This window comes from Kitasatospora sp. NPDC058046, from assembly GCF_042885595.1.
GTDB lineage: Bacteria > Actinomycetota > Actinomycetes > Streptomycetales > Streptomycetaceae > Kitasatospora.
The window spans coordinates 355009-374494 of sequence record NZ_JBHVRS010000008.1 but is presented as its reverse complement, the minus strand read 5'-3'; the positions used below and the strand labels follow the sequence as shown (position 1 = coordinate 374494).

The following is a 19486-nucleotide window of genomic DNA, read 5'->3' as shown; positions in this document are numbered from 1 at the left end:
CTGCAGGGGGGACCCTGTGGGAGAGTAGGACGCCGCCGAACAATTCTTCAGAAGAACCCCCATCCGGGTCCCGGATGGGGGTTCTTCGCGTTTTCCGGGCTTTTGAGCGCGTTCTCAGAGCTTGAGCTTGAACCCGACGTGCGAGGCCACGAATCCCAGCCGTTCGTAGAAGCGGTGTGCGTCCGTGCGCGTCGCGTCGGAGGTCAGCTGGACGAGGTCGGCGCCGAGTTCGCGGGAGCGGTCGACGGCCCACCGGATCAGTTCGGTGCCCAGGCCGCTGCCGCGTTCGTCGGCGTGGATGCGGACGCCCTCGATGATCGTGCGGGTGGCGCCGGCCCGGGAGAGGCCGGGGACGACGGTGAGTTGGAGGGTGCCGACGGTGCGGCCGGCCCGGTCGGCGACGATCAGGTGCTGGTGCGGGTCGCCGTCGATGCGGGCGAAGGCGGTGCGGTAGGGGGTGAGGTCGTCGGGGCTCTCACGGGTGGCGCCCAGCGGGTCGTCGGCGAGCATGGCCACAATCGCCGGGAGGTCGTCGGCGGTGGCCCGCCGGATCGTCAGAACAGCCGTTTCAGTCATGATCAGAGACTAGAGGCCCCTGTCTGGCGCACCGCGCCTTGTCTACGCCCGTAGCACCCCTTCCCGGGCCTTCTGAAGGGCCGTGGGACCCTCTCGGCGTCAGTCCCCGGGCTTGGCACTGGTGATGACGGCGAAGACGGCGCCGTGCGGGTCGACCAGCTGGGCCAGGCGGCCGACGCCGTGCACGTCCATGGCCGGGATCCGTACGGTCGCGCCGAGGGTGTCGGCGATGGCGAGGCTGGCGTCGGTGTTGGGGACCTCGAAGTAGGGGAGCCAGTGCGAAGTGGTGCCGCGCGCGGTGTGTTCGGGGCCGAGCTGCATGATGCCGCCGTGGGCGTCGTCGCTGCCGCCGCCGGCCGGGGTGAGGACGGTGTACATCACCTCGCCGAGCGGGACGTCCTGCTCCTGCCAGTCGAAGACGGAGCGGTAGAAGGACTTGTCGAGTTCGGCGTCGACGCTGTAGCACTCGGCCCAGCAGAGGCTGCCCTCCTCGGTGACGACGTCCAGGCCGCGGGTGCCGTGCGGCTGCCAGACGGCGAAGTCGGCGCCGGTCGGGTCGGTGTAGGCGGCCATCCGGCCCGCGGTGAAGACGTCGAAGGGGGCGAACCGGACGCGGCCGCCGGCCTGTTCGACCAGCGCGGTGGTGCGGTCGGCGTCCTCGGTGGCGAAGTAGAGCGTCCAGCCGGGCGGCGTGCCCTCCTCGGCGAGCGGGCCCAGGGCGGCGACGGTCCGGCCGTCGAGCTGGAAGAAGCCGTAGCCGCCGGCCTCGGGGCCGGCCGAGTCGAAGGTCCAGCCGAACAGCGCGGTGTAGAAGTCGACGGACGCGCGGGTGTCGGGGCTGCTCAGGTCGAGCCAGTCCGGGGAACCGGGGCGGAAGTCGGTGTTGAGCATGGCGGCACTGCTCCTCGGACGGGGCCCGGGCGGGCGTGGTCGACGGCGGTCCCCCTCGGTCCCTCCCAGCCTGGCACCTCGGCCGGGGCGGTGCACGGCAGCCGCCGCCGCACCGGCGGGGGCGGGGTGTCGGGGCGGGGCGGTACGGTGCGTAGCGGAATCGTCCACCCGTACCGGTCGAAGGGGGTCCGGTGAGCAAGCAGGCGGCGCAGTCCGGGCAGCAGGTGCCGCGCCAGCTCGCGCAGGTCGAGGGCGTGCTGGAGCGGATCACCTACGCCAACGAGGAGACCGGCTACACGGTGGCCCGGGTGGACACCGGCCGGGGCGCGAACGACCTGCTGACGGTGGTGGGTGCGCTGCTGGGGGCGCAGGTCGGCGAGTCGCTGCGGCTGCACGGGCGGTGGGGCTCGCACCCGCAGTACGGGCGGCAGTTCACGGTGGAGAACTACACCACGGTGCTGCCCGCCACGATCCAGGGGATCCAGCGGTACCTGGGCTCGGGGCTGATCAAGGGGATCGGGCCGCGGTTCGCCGAGCGGATCGTGGAGCGCTTCGGGGCGGACACCCTGGAGGTGATCGAGAACGAGCCGGGCCGGCTGATCGAGGTGCCGGGGCTGGGGCCCAAGCGGACGAAGAAGATCGCCGCGGCCTGGGAGGAGCAGAAGGCCATCAAGGAGGTGATGGTCTTCCTGCAGGGGGTCGGGGTGTCCACCTCGTTGGCTGTGCGAATCTACAAGCAGTACGGCGACGGTTCGATCGGTGTGGTGCGGAACGAGCCGTACCGGCTGGCCTCGGACGTGTGGGGCATCGGCTTCCTGACGGCGGACCGGATCGCCCAGGCGGTGGGGATCCCGCACGACAGCCCGGAGCGGGTGAAGGCCGGCCTGCAGTACGCGCTGTCGCAGAGCACCGACCAGGGGCACTGCTTCCTGCCGGAGGAGCGGCTGATCGCGGACGGCGTGAAGCTGTTGCAGGTGGACGTCGGGCTGGTGATCGACTGCCTGGCGGAGCTGGTGGCGGCCGAGGGCGTGGTGCGCGAGGCGGTCCCGGGGGAGGGCGGCGAGCCGGTCACCGCGGTGTACCTGGTGCCGTTCCACCGGGCGGAGATCTCGCTGGCCAACCAGCTGGTGCGGCTGCTGCGTTCGGACGCGGACCGGATGCCGTGGTTCGGGAACGTGGACTGGCCGGTGGCCCTGGACTGGCTGGCGAAGCGGACCGGGGCCGAACTGGTGCCGGAGCAGGAGGAGTCGGTCCGGCTGGCGCTGACCGAGAAGGTCGCGGTGCTGACGGGCGGTCCGGGCTGCGGCAAGTCGTTCACGGTGAAGTCGATCGTGACGCTGGCGCTGGCGAAGCGGGCCAAGGTGGTGCTGGCGGCGCCGACCGGCCGGGCGGCGAAGCGGCTGGCGGAGCTGACCGGGGTGGAGGCCTCGACGGTGCACCGGTTGCTGGAGCTGAAGCCGGGCGGGGACGCCGCGTACGACCGGGACCGGCCGCTGGACGCGGACCTGGTGGTCGTCGACGAGGCCTCGATGCTGGACCTGATCCTGGCGAACAAGCTGGTCAAGGCGGTGCCGCCGGGCGCGCACCTGCTGTTCGTGGGGGACGTGGACCAGCTGCCCTCGGTGGGCGCCGGGGAGGTGCTGCGGGACCTGCTGGCGGAGGGCGGGCCGATCCCGTCGGTGCGGCTGACCAGGATCTTCCGGCAGGCGCAGCAGTCCGGCGTGGTGACCAACGCGCACCGGATCAACGAGGGGAGGCCGCCGCTGACGGACGGCCTGGCGGACTTCTTCCTGTTCGCCGAGGACGACGCGGAGCGGGCGGCCGGGCTCACGGTGGACGTGGTGGCGCGCCGGATCCCGCAGAAGTTCGGCTTCGACCCGCGCCGGGACGTGCAGGTGCTGGCGCCGATGCACCGCGGCCCGGCCGGCGCGGGGAACCTGAACACCCTGCTCCAGGCGGCGGTGACGCCGGCCCGGGAGGGGCTGGCCGAACGCCGGTTCGGCGGCCGGACGTTCCGGGTGGGGGACAAGGTCACCCAGATCCGCAACAACTACGACAAGGGGCGGAACGGCGTCTTCAACGGCACAGTGGGAGTGGTGACCGCGCTGAGCGTGGACGACCAGCGGCTGACGGTGCTCACCGACGAGGACGAGGAGGTGGCGTACGACTTCGACGAACTGGACGAGCTGGCCCACGCGTACGCGGTGACGATCCACCGCTCGCAGGGGAGCGAGTACCCGGTCGTGGTGATTCCGGTCACCATGTCCGCTTGGACGATGCTCCAGCGGAACCTGCTCTACACCGCTGTGACCAGGGCACGGAAACTCGTGGTGCTGGTGGGGTCACGCAAGGCGATCGGACAGGCCGTCCGGGCCGTCAGTGCAGGTCGGAGGCATACCGGACTCGACCATCGGCTCGCAGCTGGATGATTATCCAACGGGATGGTTGCCTCTAATGTTCTCTTGACGTGAAGAGATTTACGGCAGAGCCTAGGGTGGTGCCGATCTTGTCCGGTTCGTACCGGCTGCGGCAGCAGGTTTTGTAGGGGCGGGCCCTTTCGGGCCACCCCGGGTGCGCGACTGTCCTCCGGATGGGGGATGGTAGAGACAGTCAGGGCACCTTGGAAGAGGATTCATTTCGTCGGTGAGGAAGACGTGAGCGACAACTCGGTAGTACTGCGGTACCAGGACGGCGAGTACGAGTACCCCGTCGTCGAGAGCACTGCGGGCAACGCCGGCTTCGACATCTCGAAGCTGCTCCCGCAGACCGGCCTGGTCACCCTGGACAACGGCTTCGGTAACACCGCCGCGTACAAGTCCGCGATCACCTTCGTGGACGGCGACAACGGCATCCTGCGGTACCGCGGCTACCCGATCGAGCAGCTCGCCTCCGATGGCGGGTTCATCGAGACCGCGTACCTCCTGATCAACGGCGAGCTGCCCAACGCGGACCAGCTGGCCGAGTTCAACCGCGAGATCACCCAGCACACCCTGCTGCACGAGGACGTCAAGCGCTTCTTCCAGGGCTTCCCGCGGGACGCCCACCCGATGGCCATGCTGTCCTCGGTCGTCGGCGCGCTGTCCACGTTCTACCCGGAGAGCCACAACCCGTTCGACGCGGCCCAGCGCCACCTGTCGACGGTCCGCCTGCTCGCCAAGCTGCCGACGATCGCCGCGTACGCGTACAAGAAGGCGATGGGCCAGCCCTTCGTCTACCCGCGCAACGACCTGAGCTACGTCGAGAACTTCCTGCGGATGACCTTCGCCGTCCCCGCCGAGGACTACGAGCTCAACCCGGTCGTCGTCAACGCGCTGGACAAGCTGCTCATCCTGCACGCGGACCACGAGCAGAACTGCTCGACCTCCACCGTGCGCCTGGTCGGCTCCAGCCACGCCAACCTGTTCGCCTCGATCTCGGCCGGCATCTCGGCCCTGTGGGGCCCGCTGCACGGCGGCGCCAACCAGGCCGTGCTGGAGATGCTGGAGAGCATCCAGAAGGACGGCGGCGACGTCGACGCCTTCATCACGAAGGTGAAGAACAAGGAAGCCGGCGTCAAGCTGATGGGCTTCGGCCACCGGGTCTACAAGGCGTTCGACCCGCGTGCCGCCCAGGTCAAGCTGCTCGCGCACGAGGTCCTCGGCCAGCTCGGCAAGAGCGACGAGCTGCTGGACATCGCGCTCAAGCTGGAGGAGCACGCCCTCAAGGACGACTTCTTCATCTCGCGCAAGCTGTACCCGAACGTGGACTTCTACACCGGCCTGATCTACCGCGCCATGGGCTTCCCGACCAGCATGTTCACCGTGCTGTTCGCCCTCGGCCGGCTGCCGGGCTGGATCGCCCACTGGCACGAGATGATCAACGACCCGACCAGCCGGATCGGCCGTCCGCGCCAGATCTACACCGGCACCGCGATCCGCGACTACGTCCCGCTGGACGCCCGCTGACCGCAGCGGCGCCGACCACCGGCCCGCACGGAAGCTGAGAGGGGCCCGACCGCGAGAGCGGCCGGGCCCCTTCGCGTCCCGGTGGCGCGCCCGAGGGCCCGCGCGGGGACGGAACCGTACGGCGCACGACTCCGGGGTCGGCCGCAGCCGGGGACGGCCGCTCAAAGCGTCCCAGGCCCGCCAGAACCCCGGCGTCGTGCGCGAAGGCCGTCAGGGTCGACGACCGTCCCGGGGCCCGCCGGAGCCCCGTCGGCGACAGCCCGCTGGAAGCGCGGGGACACGTTGCCGTTCAGCGTGTCCCCGCCCACCGGAAAAACTGCCGCACTACCAACCTAAGACGTATCAGGGTGCGAGAAGTTACGCCCGGGGGGTGTGAGCTGCCTCTCGCCACGCTCCGTGTGCGCGTCGTACCACGCTCATATCACACCTTCGCTCGCGCCGGACGTCACCCTCCCCGCAGTCACGGCAACCGAGCGTGATAGGAATCGTGGCATTCCGGTACGGACCGTCGCGCACATTCGCCGCGCGACGGCGGAACTGGGGAGGGAGTGCGCAGATGGCCAGGAACGTCGTCGTCACCGGCGGTGGCACGGGAATCGGGTACGAGGTCGCGCGGCGGTTCGTCGAGGCCGGCGACCACGTGGTGATCGTGGGCCGCCGCCGGGAGGTCCTGGAGAAGGCCGCGGCCGGACTCGGGCCGAACGTCACCCCGCTGGTGTGCGACCTCGCCGACCCGGACGCCGTCGAGGCCGCGCTCGCCGACCTGCCCGAGCGGATCGACGTCCTGGTCAACAACGCCGGCAGCCGCGAGACCGTGGTCGGCGGCGGGCCGCACGCCCTGCTGGCGCGCTGGCGCGGCGACTTCGAGCGCAACGTGCTGACCGTGGTGCTGCTCACCGAGTCGGTCCGCGACCGGCTCACCCCGGGCTCCGGCCGGGTGGTCACCATCAGCTCCATCGCCGCCCTGCGCGGGGCCGGCTCGTTCGGTGCGGCGAAGGCCTCGCTGCACGCCTGGAACCACTTCCTGGCCGCCCAGTTGGGCACCTCGGGCATCACCGCCAACATCGTCGCGCCGGGCACCGTCGCGGGCACCGAGTTCTTCGGGCCGCGGTTGGACGAGGCCGAGGTCGCCCGCCGGGCCGCCCGCACCCTGCTCGGGCGGATCGGCGAGACCGGCGAGGTGGCCGCGGCGGTGTACTTCCTGGCCTCGCCCGAGGCCGGGTTCATCACCGGCGAGATCCTGCACTGCAACGGCGGCGAGCTGCTGGGGCGTTGAGGCCCGGCCCCCGAACGCCCCGAGGGCCCCGGGACGCCCCGTACGCGCGAAGGCCCCGGACCGACATCGGTCCGGGGCCTTCGCGCGGGCCGGCTCAGGCGGGCCGGAAGCGGCGCAGCCGCAGGCTGTTGGTGACCACGAAGACCGAGGAGAAGGCCATCGCGGCCCCCGCGACCATCGGGTTGAGCAGGCCGGCGGCGGCCAGCGGGATCGCCGCCACGTTGTAGCCGAAGGCCCAGAACAGGTTGCCCTTGATGGTGGCCAGGGTGCGGCGGGAGAGCCGGATCGCGTCGGCCGCCGAGCGGAGGTCGCCGCGGACCAGGGTGAGGTCGCCGGCCTCGATCGCGGCGTCGGTGCCGGTGCCCATGGCGAGGCCCAGGTCGGCCTGGGCGAGCGCGGCCGCGTCGTTGACGCCGTCGCCGACCATCGCCACGACCTTGCCCTCGGCCTGCAGCCGCTTGACGGTGGCGACCTTCTCCTCCGGGAGCACCTCGGCGAGCACGTGCTCCGGTGCGATGCCGACCTCGGCGGCGACGGCCTCGGCCACCGCCCGGTTGTCGCCGGTGAGCAGCACCGGGGTCAGGCCGAGCGCGCGCAGCCTGCCGACGGCCTCGGCGCTGGTCGGCCTGACCGCGTCGGCGACCTCCAGCACGGCCCGGGCCTCGCCGTCCCAGCCGACCGCGATCGCGGTGCGGCCGGCCGCCTCGGCGGCGGCCTTGGCGCGGGCCAGGGAGGGCGGCAGGTGCTGCGCGCGGTCGGCCAGCAGGGCCTCGCGCCCGGCGACCACCGCGCGCCCCGCCACGACCCCCTCCACGCCCCGCCCGGGCACGCTGCGGAAGTCCGCGACGGCGGGCAGGGCGCCGGCCTCGGCGGCGGCCTCGGCGACCGCCCGGGCGACCGGGTGCTCGGAGGCGTGCTCGACGGCGCCCGCCAGGCGCAGCGCCTCGGCCCGGTCCACGCCCTCCGCGGTGTGCACGGCGACCAGGGCCATCCGGCCGGTGGTGACGGTGCCGGTCTTGTCCAGGACGACGGTGTCCACCGTGCGGGTGGTCTCCAGCACCTCGGGGCCCTTGATCAGGATGCCCAGCTGGGCGCCGCGGCCGGTGCCGACCATGAGCGCGGTCGGGGTGGCCAGGCCCAGGGCGCACGGGCAGGCGATGATCAGCACGGCGACGGCCGCGGTGAAGGCCTCGGTGGAGCTGTCGGTGGCCAGCAGCCAGACCACCAGGGTGGCCAGGGCGATCAGGATGACGGCCGGGACGAAGACCGCGGAGATCCGGTCGGCCAGCCGCTGGGCGGCGGCCTTGCCGTTCTGCGCCTCCTCGACCAACCGGGCCATCCGGGCCAGCCGGGTGTCCGCGCCGACCCGGGTGGCCTCGACCACCAGCCGGCCGCCCGCGTTGACGGTGGCGCCGGTGACGGCGTCGCCGACGGTGACCTCGACCGGGACGGACTCGCCGGTCAGCATCGAGGCGTCCACCGCCGAGGCGCCCTCGACCACCGTGCCGTCGGTGGCGATCTTCTCGCCCGGGCGGACCACGAAGCGGGTGCCGACCGTCAGCCGGTCCACCGGCAGCCGTACCTCGCGTGCCCGCTCCAGGACCGCGACGTCCTTGGCGCCGAGGTCGAGCAGGGCGTGCAGTGCGGCGCCGGCCCGGCGCTTGGAGCGGGCCTCCAGGTAGCGGCCGAGCAGGATCAGCACGGTGACGGCGGCGGCGGTCTCCAGGTAGAGCGTGGCCGAGGCGTCGGTGTCGCCGACCGAGAGCGAGAAGTCGTGGTGCGTCCTGGGCCGGCCGGCGTGGCCGCCGAACAGCGCCCAGCAGGACCAGCCGAAGGCGGCCAGGGTGCCGAGCGAGACCAGGGTGTCCATGGTGGCGGCGCCGTGCCGGAGGTTGGTCCAGGCGGCGCGGTGGAAGGGCAGGCCGCCGTAGACCACGACCGGGCCGGTGAGCGCGAAGGCCAGCCACTGCCAGTCGGTGAACTGGAGGGCCGGGACCATCGACAGCAGCACCACCGGGAGGGCGAGGACGGCGCTGGTCAGCAGCCGGTCGCGCAGGGGGTCGGCGGGCTCGGGCCGGGTGGAGCGTTCGGGGGCGGCCGGGGGCGGGGGGAGCTCGGCGGTGTAGCCGGTGCGCTCGACGGTGGCGATCAGGTCCTCGACCGTGGTGCCGGGGCCGAAGTCGACCCGGGCCTTCTCGGTGGCGAAGTTGACCGTGGCCTCGACGCCGTCCATCCGGTTGAGCTTCTTCTCGATCCGGGCCGCGCAGGAGGCGCAGGTCATCCCGCCGATCGACAGCTCGACCCGGTCCCGGGCCCCGAGGTCCGGGGTGGACGTGCTCATGCGGATCAGCTCCTCGGTGCGGGTGGCCGGCGGGGCGCCGCGGCGGCCCCGCCGTGCCGGGTGGCTCAGGCGCTGCGGCCGACCAGCTCGTAGCCGGCCTCGTCGATCGCGGCGCGCACCTGCTCGTCGTCCAACGGGGCGGCGGAGGAGATCGTCACGGTCCCGGCCGTGGCGTCGGCGGCGACCCCGGTGACCCCGGCCAGGGCGGAGACCTCCTCGCTGATCGCCTTCTCGCAGTGGCCGCAGCTCATGCCGGACACGGTGTAGGTGATGGTGCTGGACATCGGGGGCCTCCGGGAGGTCCGGGCGGCCCGGGTGTTCGCCCGGGGCGCGGCGCTGGCAACGACTCTTGTGACAACACCATACCCCTCCAGGGTATTCCGGGAGTGGTGGGGGTGGGGCGCCCGGGAACGCCCGGGAACGCCGGGGGCCAGGGCCGGTCGGGCTTCCGCGGTGATCGTCCCTTATGTTCGGTATGTGTTTCCGCTCCGCCGCGCCCAGTCTCCCTCGGCTCCCACGGCAGCCGGACTGCCGCCGGACCGGCAGCGCGGCGCCCTGCTCGCCGCCGACCTCCAGGACGTGCCCTTCTGGCGGCGCGCCACCCCGGCGCTGATCGCCGTCCTGCTCGTCGGGCTCGCGGACTTCCTCTCCGGCAAGGACCGCTACCTGGCCCCGCTGATGACCGTGGTGCCGACCGTCGCGGCACTGACCCTGAAACCCCGCGAACTGCTGCTGGTCTGCTCGCTCGGGCTGCTCACGGTGTTCGGGCTCAGCCACCACGACGAGGTCGACAACATCAACGACGCCCGCTTCCTGTACGGGGCGATGGTCAGCTACGTCGTCCTGACGCTGTTCTCGGCCTGGGTCGCCAAGATCCGGATGCGGCGCGCGGCGGCCTTCGCGGCCGTCAGCTCCGTCGCCGAAGCCGCCCAACGGGCGCTGCTGCAGTTGCCCGGGCCGACCGTCGGGCCGCTGCGGCTCGCGGTGCGGTACGTGTCGGCGGCGGACGCCTCACGGATCGGCGGGGACCTGTACTCCGTGCTGGAGACGCCGCACGGCACCCGGGTCGCGGTCGGGGACGTCCGGGGCAAGGGACTGGCCGCCGTGCAGACCGCGGCCGTGGTGCTGGGCGCCTTCCGCGAGGCGGCGTACGACGAGGCCGGACTGCGGGGCGTCGCGGCGCGGATCGAGGCCAGTGTCGAACGGCACGTGCCGGACGGGGAGTTCACCACGGCGCTGTTCGCGGAGTTCCGTACGCCCGGGGCGATGGAGCTGCTGCAGTACGGGCACGTGCCGCCGATCCGGGTGGACCACGAGGGGCGGGCGCACGTGCTGGACGCGCCCGACCCGTGGGTGCCGCTGGGCCTCGGCCGGCTGGCGGCGGGGGAGCCGACCACCTGGGCCCAGCCGTTCGGGGCGGAGGACGTGCTGGTGCTCTGCACGGACGGGGTGATTGAGGCGCGGCACCGGACGAGCGGCGAGTTCTACCCGCTGGCGGAGCGGGTCGGGCCGCTGGTGCGGGGGGCCGCGCGCTCGGAGGGGGAGCTGGAGACGGCGGTCGGGCGGGTGTACGCGGACCTGCTGGCGCATACGGGTGGGGAGTTGCGGGACGACGCGTTGTTGCTGCTGATCGTGCGGACGGATGGGTGAGGGGGCTCTGCGGGGGTCTTCTGTGGGGGTGGGCTTTCGGGAGGGTGGGGGGCCGGGGGTGGCTCCGGGGGTGGTCGCTCCGGGGGCTGGATGATTTTCAGACTGCCAACCCTGGAGGTGGGGCGTTCAGACCGTTGGCAGTCTGAAAATCACCCGTCACGCCCCTCTCCGCGGCCACCCCCTGCGCCACCCCCTCCCGCAGCGCGTCCCTTTCGCTGGGGGGAGGGGCGGGTGGGTGGGGGTGGGGGAGGTGGCCCTGGTGCGGGTGGGTGGGGGTGGGGGAGGTGGCCCTGGTGCGGGAGGTGGGGGGTGAAGCGGGTGGGGTGGGTGTGGGGGGCGGTGGGTGGGGGTCAGGTGGTGGTGATGTCGGCGAGGGTGCGGAAGACGAGGGCAGTGGAGGTGGCGCCCGGGTCCTGGTGGCCGATGCTGCGTTCGCCGAGGTAGGAGGCGCGGCCCTTGCGGGCCTGGAGGGGGATGGTGTCGCGGGCGCCCTGTTCGGCGGCGTCGGCGGCCGCTGCGGCCGCTGTGGGGAGGTCGGCGCCGGTGGCGGCTGTGGCGCGGAAGGCGGCGACGGCCGGGGTCCAGGCGTCCACGATGGTTTTGTCGCCGGGGGCGGCCTTGCCGAGGAGGCGGATGGCGTCCAGGCCGGCGGACAGGGCCTCGGCGACGGCGGCCGGGTCGGCAGGGTCGGGCAGGGCGGCGCCGATGGCGCGGAAGGCCTTGCCGTAGAGCGGGCCGGAGGCGCCGCCGACCTTGGAGATGAGGGTGGTGCCGGTCTTGGTGAGGACGGCGCCGGGGCCGGCGGGCTGGAGGCCGTCCAGGGCGGTCAGGGCGGCGGCGAAGCCGCGTTGGAGGTTGCTGCCGTGGTCGCCGTCGCCGATCGCGGAGTCCAGGTCGGTGAGCCGGGCCCGCTCCTTCTCGACGGCCGCGGCGATCGCGCGGACCCAGGCCTCGGCCAGCGGGGTGTCGAAGTCCATCGTGCGTCCTCCTCAGGCCCGCTTGAGGGCGGGGGTGTCGACCGGGGCGTCCCAGAGTTCCAGCAGCTCGGCGTCGGCCTTGGTGAGGGTGAGCGAGAAGCCCGCCATGTCCAGGCTGGTGACGTAGTTGCCGACCAGGCTGCGGGCCACCGTGATGCCGCGCTCGGCGAGCCGGGCGGCGACCTCGCCGTAGACCACGTACAGCTCCAGCAGCGGGGTCGCGCCGAGGCCGTTGAGCAGGGCGATCACCTCGTCGCCCGGGGTCAGGTGGTGGTCGGTCAGGATGGTGTCGACCACCTCGGCGGCCAGCTCGCGGGCCGGGCGGAGCTTCTCGCGGCGGCGGCCGGGCTCGCCGTGGATGCCGACGCCGACCTCGATCTCGTCCTCGGGCAGGTCGAAGCCGGGCTTGCCGGCGGCCGGGACGGTGGCCGCGGTGAGCGCGACGGCGAAGGAGCGGGAGGCGGCGTTGACCCGCTCGCCCAGGGCGGCCACCTCGTCCAGCGGGGCGCCGCGCTCGGCCAGCGCGCCGGCGGTCTTCTCGACCAGGACGGTCGCGCCGGTGCCCCGGCGGCCGGCCGTCCAGGTGGAGTCCTCGACCGCGACGTCGTCGTTGACCAGGACGGTGCGGACCTCCAGGCCCTCCTCGGCGGCGAGTTCGGCGGCGAGCTCGAAGTTCATCACGTCGCCGGTGTAGTTCTTCACGACGAAGACCACGCCGGCGCCGGTCTCCACGGCCTTGGCGGCGGCCAGCATCTGGTCCGGGACGGGCGAGGTGAAGACCTCGCCGGGGCAGGCGGCGTCGAGCATGCCGGGGCCGACGAAGCCGCCGTGCAGCGGTTCGTGGCCGGAGCCGCCGCCGGAGATCAGCGCGACCTTCGGGCCGGCCGGGCGGGCGGCCCGGGTGATCACCCGGTTGGGGACGTCCACCGTCAGCTCCGGATGGGCGGCGGCGATCCCGGCCAGCGCGTCCTCCAGGACGCTCTCCGGGGTGTTGATCAGCTTCTTCAACGCTCTTCGCTCCCTTGGTGACCTGGGTGACCTGGGTGAGGACGCCACGGCCGGCGACGCCGTAGCCCCGACGCTACGCCAGACGGGGGTGGTGGGCACGGGGTGCGACACGCGGGATTCCGATCACTCTCCCGGAGTACCTGGTTCCGGCCGTAGGGTCGGCCGCATGAGTGAGAACGTGGGCATTGTTCTGGTCTCGCACAGCGCCCGGCTCGCGGAGGGGCTGCGCGAGCTGCTCGGCGAACTCGCCTCGGACGGCGTGCGGGTGGTCGTCGCGGGCGGCACCGAGGACGGCGGGCTCGGCACCAGCTACGACCTGATCGCCGGGGCGATCGCGCGGGCCGACGCCGGGGCGGGCGTGGTCGTGCTGCCGGACCTCGGCAGCTCGGTGCTCACCGCCGTCACGGTGCTGGAGGACGAGCCGCGCCCGGGCGTGCAGCTGGTGGACGCGCCGTTCGTGGAGGGCGCGGTGGCCGCCGCCGTCACCGCCTCGACCGGGGCGGGCCTGGCCGAGGTGGTCGCGGCGGCCGAGGACGCGCGCGGGTTCCGGAAGCTCTGACGGCCTGGTCTCCTCTGCGCCTGGTTCAGTGCCCGCGGCTCACTTGGCGTCCGCGTAGCAGTCCACCACCGCCGTGCTGAGCGGGAAGCGCACCGGGGTGTCGCCGAACACCAGCCGGCGGGCCTCGTCGGCCGCCTCGGCGACGGCGGCGGCCACCTCGTCGGCGAGGTTGGCCGGGGTGTGCACGATCACCTCGTCGTGCTGGAAGAACACCAGGTGCGGGCGGTCCTCCGGGCCCGCGGCGGGCAGTTCGTTCAGTCGGCGGCGCAGGGCCGCGAGCAGGGCCAGTGCCCAGTCGGCGGCGCTGGCCTGGATGACGAAGTTGCGGGTGAAGCGGCCGCGGGCGCGGGCGGTGCGGCCGCCGGCCTCGCCCGCGCCCTCGCCCTCGGTGAGGTCGAGGAAGTCGGCGGAGGCCGGCGGGCAGACCCGGCCGAGCCGGGAGGCGACCACGCCGCCGTCCTCGCCGGTGCGGGCGGCGGCCTCGACGTAGCCCATCGCGGCCGGGTAGCGGCGGTGCAGGGTGTTCAGCAGCGGGCCGATGTCGCCGCTGGTCTGCCCGTACATGGCGCCGAGCAGGCCGAGCTTGGCCTTGTCCCGGTCGCCCTGGAAGGCCTGGGCGGCGAGCGCCTCGTACAGGTCGCCGCCGGCGGCGGTGCGGGCCAGCCCGGCGTCCTGGGAGAGCGCGGCGAGCACCCGGGGCTCCAGCTGGGCGGCGTCGGCGACGACCAGCAGCCAGCCCGGGTCGGCGACCACGGCGCGGCGCAGGATGCGCGGGATCTGCAGGGCGCCGCCGCCGCGGCTGGCCCAGCGGCCGGAGACCACGCCGCCGACCACGTACTCGGGCCGGAACCGGCCGCCGCGGGCCCAGGCGTCCTGCCAGGCCCAGCCGTGCGCGACGTGGATCCGGGACAGCTCCTTGTAGCGGACCAGCAGCTGCGCGGCCGGGTGGTCGACGCCCTTGAGCTCCCAGGAGCGGGTGGAGCCGAGCTGGATGCCCGCCTCGGCGAAGGCGCGCAGCACCTGGGTGTGCGAGTCGGGGTTGAACGGCTTGGCGCCGAGGGCCTGCTGGAGGTCGACGGCGAGCTCGGCGAGGACCCTGGGCTGGGTGCCGGGGACGGTCGGCCGGGGGCCGAGCAGTTCGGTCAGCAGCCGGTCGTGGACGTCGGCCCGCCAGGGCAGCCCGTCGTGGGCCGTCTCGGCGGCCACCAGGGCGCCGGCCGACTCGGCGGCGACCAGCAGCCGGAAGCGCTGCCGGGCGGCCGGGTCGGCGATGGCGGCGATCCGGCGCTGCTGTTCGGCGTGGACGGCGACCACGGCCTCCAACGGGTCGGCGCCGGGCGGCAGTTGCAGCCGGTCGGGGGCGAACAGGGTGTCCTGGCCGTCGTCGGCGTCGGCCAGGCCGGGCTCGGGCAGGTCCGCCGGGACGGGCAGGTTCCGCAGCCGGGCCCAGGCGGCGCCGAGCGAGCGCGGCGCCCCGAACCGGCCCTCGTGCGCCAGCAGCAGCGCCTCGACCAGCCGCAGGTCGTGGCAGCGGGCGAGCCGGTCGGGCAGGCGCGGCAGCAGCGGGGCGTACCCGGAGTCGGCGGCGGCCCAGACCCAGCGCGGGTGGTCGGCGGCCTCCCGGGCGGCGACGGCGGTGGCGAGGTCGCGGACGGCCTCCGGCGGGCCGAGCGGCCGGCCCGTGTCGTCCAGCGGCTGGAGCCGGCCGCCGGGGCCGTGCGGATCGGGCGCGATGGCGGTCCTGGGTGCCACGGGGGCTGCTCCTCTCCGGCGCGCGGTCGGGCGTGCGGGGACGGGTACGGGGACGCGGGCCCGCGGACGGGCACGCCGCGGCCCGCGACCGACGGGCCCGCGCGTCGACGTTAACGGGTGGGTACGACAACGGGCGGCACGCGGGCCCCGCGAGGGGCGGCAAAAGCACATGGGCACGGCTCGGGACACGGCGTAGGGTTCGCGAAATGACCGTGAACCCGTTCTTCCAGGCCAGCCCGCTGGTCTACGAGCTCCCGCCGTTCGCCGAGATCCGCGAGGAGCACTACCTGCCCGCGTACGAGCGGGGGATGGCCGAGCAGCTGGCCGAGATCGCGGTGATCACCGCGGACCGGGGCCTGCCGACCTTCGAGAACACCCTGGTGGCCCTGGAGCGCTCCGGGGAGCTGCTGCGCCGGGTCGACGCGGTGTTCCGCAACCAGTCCTCCTCGGACACCACCGACGTGCTGGACGAGGTGGAGGCGAAGGTGAGCCCGCTGCTCGCCGCCCACCACGACGCGATCCACCTGGACCTCGCGCTGTTCGCCCGGATCGAGGCGCTGTACGAGGACCGCGCCGGGCTCGGCCTGGACCCGGAGTCGCTGCGCCTGCTGGAGCGCCGGTACACCGCCTTCGTGCGCTCCGGCGCCCGGCTGGGCGCGGCCGAGCAGGCCCGGCTGCGCGAGCTGAACGCCGAACTCGCCGCGCTCGGCACCACGTTCCAGCAGAACGTGAACGCCGCCACCCGGGCCGCCGCGCTGGTCCTGGACTCCGCCGAGGAGCTCGCCGGGCTGTCCGGGGGCGCGATCGCCGGGGCCGCCGAGAACGCCCGGGTGCTGGGCCACGACGGCCGGTACGTGCTGAGCCTGAAGAACACCTCCGGCCAGCCCGAGCTGGCCCAGCTCACCGACCGCGCGGTGCGCGAGCGGCTGCTGGCCGCCTCGCTCGGCCGGGGCGTCGAGGCCAACGGCCCGCTGGCGATCCGGATGGCCGGGCTGCGCGCCGAGCGGGCCGCGCTGCTCGGGTACCCGAGCCACGCCGCGTACGTGGTGGCGGACGAGACGGCCGGCACCGTCGAGGCGGTCTCCTCGCTGCTGGCCCGGCTGGTGGAGCCGGCGGTGGCCAACGCCCGCCGGGAGGCCGCCGAGCTGGCCCGGGCGGCCGCCGCGGACGGCATCACGGAGATCGCCGCGCACGACTGGGCGTACTACTCGGAGAAGGTCCGGCAGAGCTCCTACCAGGTGGACGCGGCCGTGCTGCGCCCGTACTTCGAGCTGGAGCGGGTGCTGCGGGACGGCGTGTTCTTCGCCGCGAACCTGGCGTACGGGGTGACCTTCACCGAGCGGCCGGAGCTGACGGCCCACCACCGGGACGCCCGGGTCTTCGAGGTGTTCGAGGAGGACGGCACCCCGCTGGGCCTGTTCATCGGCGACTTCCACGCCCGGGCGTCCAAGCGCGGCGGCGCCTGGATGGACGCGATGGTGGCCCAGTCCGGGCTGACCGGGCAGCGCCCGGTGGTGCTGAACAACCTCAACATCCCGCGCCCGGCGCCCGGCGAGCCGGTGCTGATGGACTGGGACGAGGTGCGCACGCTGTTCCACGAGTTCGGGCACGCGCTGCACGGGCTGTTCTCGGACGTGCGCTACCCGCTGTTCTCCGGCACCTCGGTGCCCCGGGACTTCGTCGAGTTCCCCTCGCAGGTCAACGAGATGTGGATGGTCCGGCCGGAGGTGCTGGCCAACTACGCCCGCCACCACGCGACCGGGGAGCCGCTGCCGGCCGAGCTGGTCGAGCGGATGACGGCGGCCGAGGGCTTCGGGCAGGGCTTCCGGACGGTGGAGTACCTGGCGGCCACGCTGCTGGACTGGGCGTGGCACACCGTGCCGCGCGGCGAGGAGGTCGCGGACGCCGAGGAGTTCGAGGCGCGGGCGCTCGCCGCGGCCGGGATCGCGGTGGACGCGATCCCGCCGCGCTACCGGACGACGTACTTCCAGCACATCTTCTCCAGCGGCTACAGCGCCGCGTACTACGCGTACATCTGGTCGGAGGTGCTGGACGCCGACACCGTGCAGTGGTTCGAGACCAACGGGCGCGCGGTGCGGGAGAGCGGTGAGCTGTTCCGGCGCGAGCTGCTGGCGCGCGGGTTCAGCCGGGACCCGCTGGAGTCCTTCCGCGCGGTGGTCGGCCGGGCTCCGGAGACCGGGCCGCTGCTGGCCCGCCGGGGGCTGGTCTGACCGTCACCGTCACGGTCGGGCCGCGGTGAGCGTGACCGTCACGGTTGTGCCCCGGCGGGTGTGCGGGAGCCGGACGCGGACGGTTCCCGCGCGCCCGCCGGTCGGCTGGTCGACCTCGACCCGGGCGCCGGCGGGGGAGACGGCGACCCGGGCCCCGTGCGGGAACGCGGCCGGGGGGAGCAGGAGTTCGCTGCCGCGCCCGGTGCCGTCGGCGCGCCAGCGGACGGTGGCGCCGTCGGCGCGGGCGTCGGTGCGGACGTCCGTGCCCGCGACGGCCACCGGGTACGGGCCGAAGGCGGGTTCGTCGCCGGGGGCGGGGCGCCCGGCCGGGTCGAGCGCGCAGTAGCCGCCGTTGCCCCGGCACCAGTACCACATCGTCCAGCCCTCGGCGAAGCCGTCCATCGCGGCGGTCTGACGGCGGACCAGCTCGGTGTTGCCCGGGGTGCGGGAGTCCGGCGGGCCCCACTCGCCGACCAGGACGGGCAGGCGGTGGACGGCCGGGTAGCCGGTGATCGCGGCGGTGTACCGCTCCACGAAGCCGTCGGCGGGGTTCCAGTCGGCGCCGCCCTCGACCGCGGTGTCGTAGAAGTGCGGCGCGTAGCCGAGCCGGGCCGCGCCGGGGCGGGGGTCGGCGAAGCCGGGCAGGCTGGTGGGCACGCCCTGGCCGACCAGCACGGTCGGCTCGACGAACAGCCAGGCGCGGGAGTCGGCCCGGCGCACGGCGGCGATCAGGCGGCGGTACATGTCGGCCAGCCGGCCCTGCTCCAGGGCGGAGGCGGCGGCGGCCAGCACGGCCGGGTCGCTCGGGTCGCCGTCCACCGGGCCGAACGGCTCGTTGAACAGGTCGTAGCCCAGCAGCGAGCGGTGGCCGCGCAGTTCGCGGGCGAGCCGGGTGTAGAAGTCGGCCTGCCAGGCGCGCAGGTCGGGGTCGTCGTAGAGGTGGCGGAAGGCGGCCTGGACGGCGGGCTGGAAGTAGCCGGCGAACCAGTCGTCCGGGTCCGGGGTGAACGGCAGGCCGTCGTCCCGGGTGGCCCAGACGGGGACGCCGTTGGTGCCGCCGCCGAACGCGGGCCCGTAGACGTCCTGGTGGAAGTCGACCAGGACCAGCAGGCCCAGCCGGTCGGCCCGGTCGAGGAGCCGCTGGACGCGGTGCAGTTCGGTGGGGTCGAGGCGGCCGCGCCGGGGTTCCAGCCTGGTCCAGGAGACCGGCAGCCGGACCAGGGTGAAGCCCTGGGCGGCGACGGAGTCGAGGTCGGCCGGGGTGGCCTCGGCGTACTTGTCGAGGTTGAAGCCGCGCAGGAGGAGTCGGCGGCCCTGGGCGTCGGTGAGGGCGGTGCGGCCGTCGGCGGCGGTGGCCGTTCCGGTGGGGAAGCGGTCCGGGGGGCCGTCGTGGGCCGAGGCCGGGACGGCGGTGAGGACGGCGGTGGCGGCGAGCAGCAGGGCGACGGCGGTGCGGCGCAGGCGCATCGGGGACCTCGCACGGCGGGGGGTGGGGGTGGGGCCCGATGATGCCCGGACTTCCGTGCGCCGCACAAGAGTTCGGTCTACGGAGGACTCAGTCCGCGGCCGGTTCGGGCGCGGTCGGCAGGACGGCGGTCGGCCGGTCCGCGGCGGCGGCCAGCCGGCCCCAGAGCAGGTCGGCCAGCGCCTGCACCATCCGGGCGCGCGAGCAGGGTCTGGTCTCCAGCCACCAGTCCCCGGCGGCCAGCACCATCCCGGTGATGCCCCGGCCCCAGGCCTCGGCGAGCAGGTCGCGGTCGGCGCCGAGGTCGACCTGGCTCTGCACGGCCCGGGTGATCTCCTCGGCGATCTGCCGGAGCGCGGGGGCGAGGGCGTTGCCGGCGCCGCTCGGGTCGCCGGGCTCGGGGTGGGTGAGCAGCCGGTAGACCTGGGGGCGGGCCTCGATGCCGGCGAGGTAGGTGTCCAGCACGTGCTCGACCCGGTCGCGGCGCTCCAGCGGCTCGGCGAGGGCGGCCCGGACGGCGGCCAGCAGTCCGCCGGTGTGGCGCTCGGTCAGGGCTCTGATCAGGCCGTTCCGGTCGCCGAAGTGGCGGTAGAGGATCGGCTTGGTGATGCCGGCCTCGGCGGCGATGGCGTTCATGCTGGCGCCCGGCCCCTCGCGCTGGACGACCCGGTCGGCGGCGTTGAGCAGCTGCTCGCGGCGGGGCTCTCGGGACATGCGCTGCTCCTCGGAGTTGGGGTCCGTCTGGGCGTTGACACCGGTTACCAATCAGTAGCAGACTCCGACGATGTTACCCGAGGTAACACCCCGGTCGGCCGC

Annotated in this window: 15 protein-coding genes; 6 read left to right on the top strand and 9 right to left on the bottom strand. The window is 74.0% G+C overall.

Features of this window, described 5'->3' with window-relative positions:
• Nucleotides 1-114: 114 nt before the first annotated feature.
• Both ACFVU7_RS19560 and ACFVU7_RS19555 read right to left on the bottom strand, forming a co-directional pair.
• Entirely contained in the window at nucleotides 115-576 is a 462-nt protein-coding gene (locus ACFVU7_RS19560; protein WP_380745001.1) for a GNAT family N-acetyltransferase, read from the bottom strand.
• A 99-nt stretch (nucleotides 577-675) separates the two neighbouring features.
• Nucleotides 676-1467, bottom strand: coding sequence for a VOC family protein (locus tag ACFVU7_RS19555; protein WP_388046126.1), 792 nt, complete (start codon nucleotides 1465-1467; stop codon nucleotides 676-678).
• 191 nt (nucleotides 1468-1658) lie between these two features.
• Here ACFVU7_RS19555 and ACFVU7_RS19550 point away from each other — a divergent pair, with 191 nt between their 5' ends.
• The 3 genes from ACFVU7_RS19550 to ACFVU7_RS19540 all read left to right on the top strand — a co-directional run bounded on the left by ACFVU7_RS19550 (nucleotide 1659) and on the right by ACFVU7_RS19540 (nucleotide 6687).
• Nucleotides 1659-3896, top strand: a complete 2238-nt coding sequence (locus ACFVU7_RS19550; RefSeq protein WP_388046125.1) for an ATP-dependent RecD-like DNA helicase — start codon at nucleotides 1659-1661, stop codon at nucleotides 3894-3896.
• Nucleotides 3897-4121: 225 nt separating this feature from the next.
• Nucleotides 4122-5411 carry a citrate synthase gene (locus ACFVU7_RS19545; RefSeq protein WP_049651143.1) on the top strand — a complete coding sequence of 430 codons (1290 nt, stop codon included), beginning with the start codon at nucleotides 4122-4124 and terminating at the stop codon, nucleotides 5409-5411.
• A gap of 556 nt (nucleotides 5412-5967) precedes the next feature.
• Nucleotides 5968-6687, top strand: a complete 720-nt coding sequence (locus ACFVU7_RS19540) for an SDR family NAD(P)-dependent oxidoreductase (RefSeq protein ID WP_049651142.1) — start codon at nucleotides 5968-5970, stop codon at nucleotides 6685-6687.
• Nucleotides 6688-6781: 94 nt separating this feature from the next.
• On the opposite strand, the gene ACFVU7_RS19535 is transcribed toward ACFVU7_RS19540, so the two are convergent.
• On the bottom strand, nucleotides 6782-9028 hold the full coding sequence (locus ACFVU7_RS19535) for a heavy metal translocating P-type ATPase (RefSeq protein ID WP_388046123.1): 2247 nt from the start codon (nucleotides 9026-9028) through the stop codon (nucleotides 6782-6784).
• 65 nt (nucleotides 9029-9093) lie between these two features.
• Complete coding sequence (locus tag ACFVU7_RS19530; RefSeq protein ID WP_049651134.1) at nucleotides 9094-9312, bottom strand: heavy-metal-associated domain-containing protein; 219 nt, start codon at nucleotides 9310-9312, stop codon at nucleotides 9094-9096.
• Nucleotides 9313-9505: 193 nt separating this feature from the next.
• Here ACFVU7_RS19530 and ACFVU7_RS19525 point away from each other — a divergent pair, with 193 nt between their 5' ends.
• Nucleotides 9506-10678, top strand: coding sequence for a PP2C family protein-serine/threonine phosphatase (locus tag ACFVU7_RS19525; RefSeq protein ID WP_053112039.1), 1173 nt, complete (start codon nucleotides 9506-9508; stop codon nucleotides 10676-10678).
• Nucleotides 10679-11028: 350 nt separating this feature from the next.
• Here the strand turns inward: ACFVU7_RS19525 and dhaL are convergent, their stop codons facing one another.
• Both dhaL and dhaK read right to left on the bottom strand, forming a co-directional pair.
• The gene (gene dhaL / locus ACFVU7_RS19520) at nucleotides 11029-11655 is read right to left on the bottom strand and encodes a dihydroxyacetone kinase subunit DhaL (protein ID WP_375873161.1); all 627 of its coding nucleotides are present in this window, start codon (nucleotides 11653-11655) and stop codon (nucleotides 11029-11031) included.
• Nucleotides 11656-11667: 12 nt separating this feature from the next.
• On the bottom strand, nucleotides 11668-12663 hold the full coding sequence (gene dhaK / locus ACFVU7_RS19515) for a dihydroxyacetone kinase subunit DhaK (protein WP_049659693.1): 996 nt from the start codon (nucleotides 12661-12663) through the stop codon (nucleotides 11668-11670).
• Nucleotides 12664-12829: 166 nt separating this feature from the next.
• Between dhaK and dhaM the strand changes: the two genes are divergently transcribed.
• Nucleotides 12830-13222, top strand: a complete 393-nt coding sequence (dhaM, locus tag ACFVU7_RS19510) for a dihydroxyacetone kinase phosphoryl donor subunit DhaM (RefSeq protein WP_049659695.1) — start codon at nucleotides 12830-12832, stop codon at nucleotides 13220-13222.
• 39 nt (nucleotides 13223-13261) lie between these two features.
• Here dhaM and ACFVU7_RS19505 read toward each other — a convergent pair whose 3' ends face one another.
• The gene (locus ACFVU7_RS19505) at nucleotides 13262-14974 is read right to left on the bottom strand and encodes a bifunctional 3'-5' exonuclease/DNA polymerase (protein ID WP_074005551.1); all 1713 of its coding nucleotides are present in this window, start codon (nucleotides 14972-14974) and stop codon (nucleotides 13262-13264) included.
• A gap of 206 nt (nucleotides 14975-15180) precedes the next feature.
• Between ACFVU7_RS19505 and ACFVU7_RS19500 the strand changes: the two genes are divergently transcribed.
• Nucleotides 15181-17205: a M3 family metallopeptidase gene (locus ACFVU7_RS19500; protein WP_388046120.1), complete on the top strand. Its 2025-nt coding sequence runs from the start codon at nucleotides 15181-15183 to the stop codon at nucleotides 17203-17205.
• A 9-nt stretch (nucleotides 17206-17214) separates the two neighbouring features.
• On the opposite strand, the gene ACFVU7_RS19495 is transcribed toward ACFVU7_RS19500, so the two are convergent.
• Together ACFVU7_RS19495 and ACFVU7_RS19490 are read right to left on the bottom strand one after the other, a co-directional pair.
• The gene (locus ACFVU7_RS19495) at nucleotides 17215-18672 is read right to left on the bottom strand and encodes a cellulase family glycosylhydrolase (protein ID WP_388046118.1); all 1458 of its coding nucleotides are present in this window, start codon (nucleotides 18670-18672) and stop codon (nucleotides 17215-17217) included.
• An 88-nt stretch (nucleotides 18673-18760) separates the two neighbouring features.
• The gene (locus tag ACFVU7_RS19490; RefSeq protein WP_049655722.1) at nucleotides 18761-19384 is read right to left on the bottom strand and encodes a TetR family transcriptional regulator; all 624 of its coding nucleotides are present in this window, start codon (nucleotides 19382-19384) and stop codon (nucleotides 18761-18763) included.
• Nucleotides 19385-19486 lie beyond the last annotated feature (102 nt).

Excerpts from the sequence above, each read along its gene's own strand:
- dhaL (WP_375873161.1), bottom strand. The coding sequence starts at position 11,655 with ATGGACTTCGACACCCCGCTGGCCGAGGCCTGGGTCCGCGCGATCGCC.
- ACFVU7_RS19540 (WP_049651142.1), top strand. The coding sequence starts at position 5,968 with ATGGCCAGGAACGTCGTCGTCACCGGCGGTGGCACGGGAATCGGGTAC.
- ACFVU7_RS19560 (WP_380745001.1), bottom strand. The coding sequence starts at position 576 with ATGACTGAAACGGCTGTTCTGACGATCCGGCGGGCCACCGCCGACGAC.
- ACFVU7_RS19500 (WP_388046120.1), top strand. The coding sequence starts at position 15,181 with ATGACCGTGAACCCGTTCTTCCAGGCCAGCCCGCTGGTCTACGAGCTC.
- ACFVU7_RS19530 (WP_049651134.1), bottom strand. The coding sequence starts at position 9,312 with ATGTCCAGCACCATCACCTACACCGTGTCCGGCATGAGCTGCGGCCAC.
- ACFVU7_RS19490 (WP_049655722.1), bottom strand. The coding sequence starts at position 19,384 with ATGTCCCGAGAGCCCCGCCGCGAGCAGCTGCTCAACGCCGCCGACCGG.
- ACFVU7_RS19535 (WP_388046123.1), bottom strand. The coding sequence starts at position 9,028 with ATGAGCACGTCCACCCCGGACCTCGGGGCCCGGGACCGGGTCGAGCTG.
- ACFVU7_RS19495 (WP_388046118.1), bottom strand. The coding sequence starts at position 18,672 with ATGCGCCTGCGCCGCACCGCCGTCGCCCTGCTGCTCGCCGCCACCGCC.
- dhaM (WP_049659695.1), top strand. The coding sequence starts at position 12,830 with ATGAGTGAGAACGTGGGCATTGTTCTGGTCTCGCACAGCGCCCGGCTC.
- ACFVU7_RS19555 (WP_388046126.1), bottom strand. The coding sequence starts at position 1,467 with ATGCTCAACACCGACTTCCGCCCCGGTTCCCCGGACTGGCTCGACCTG.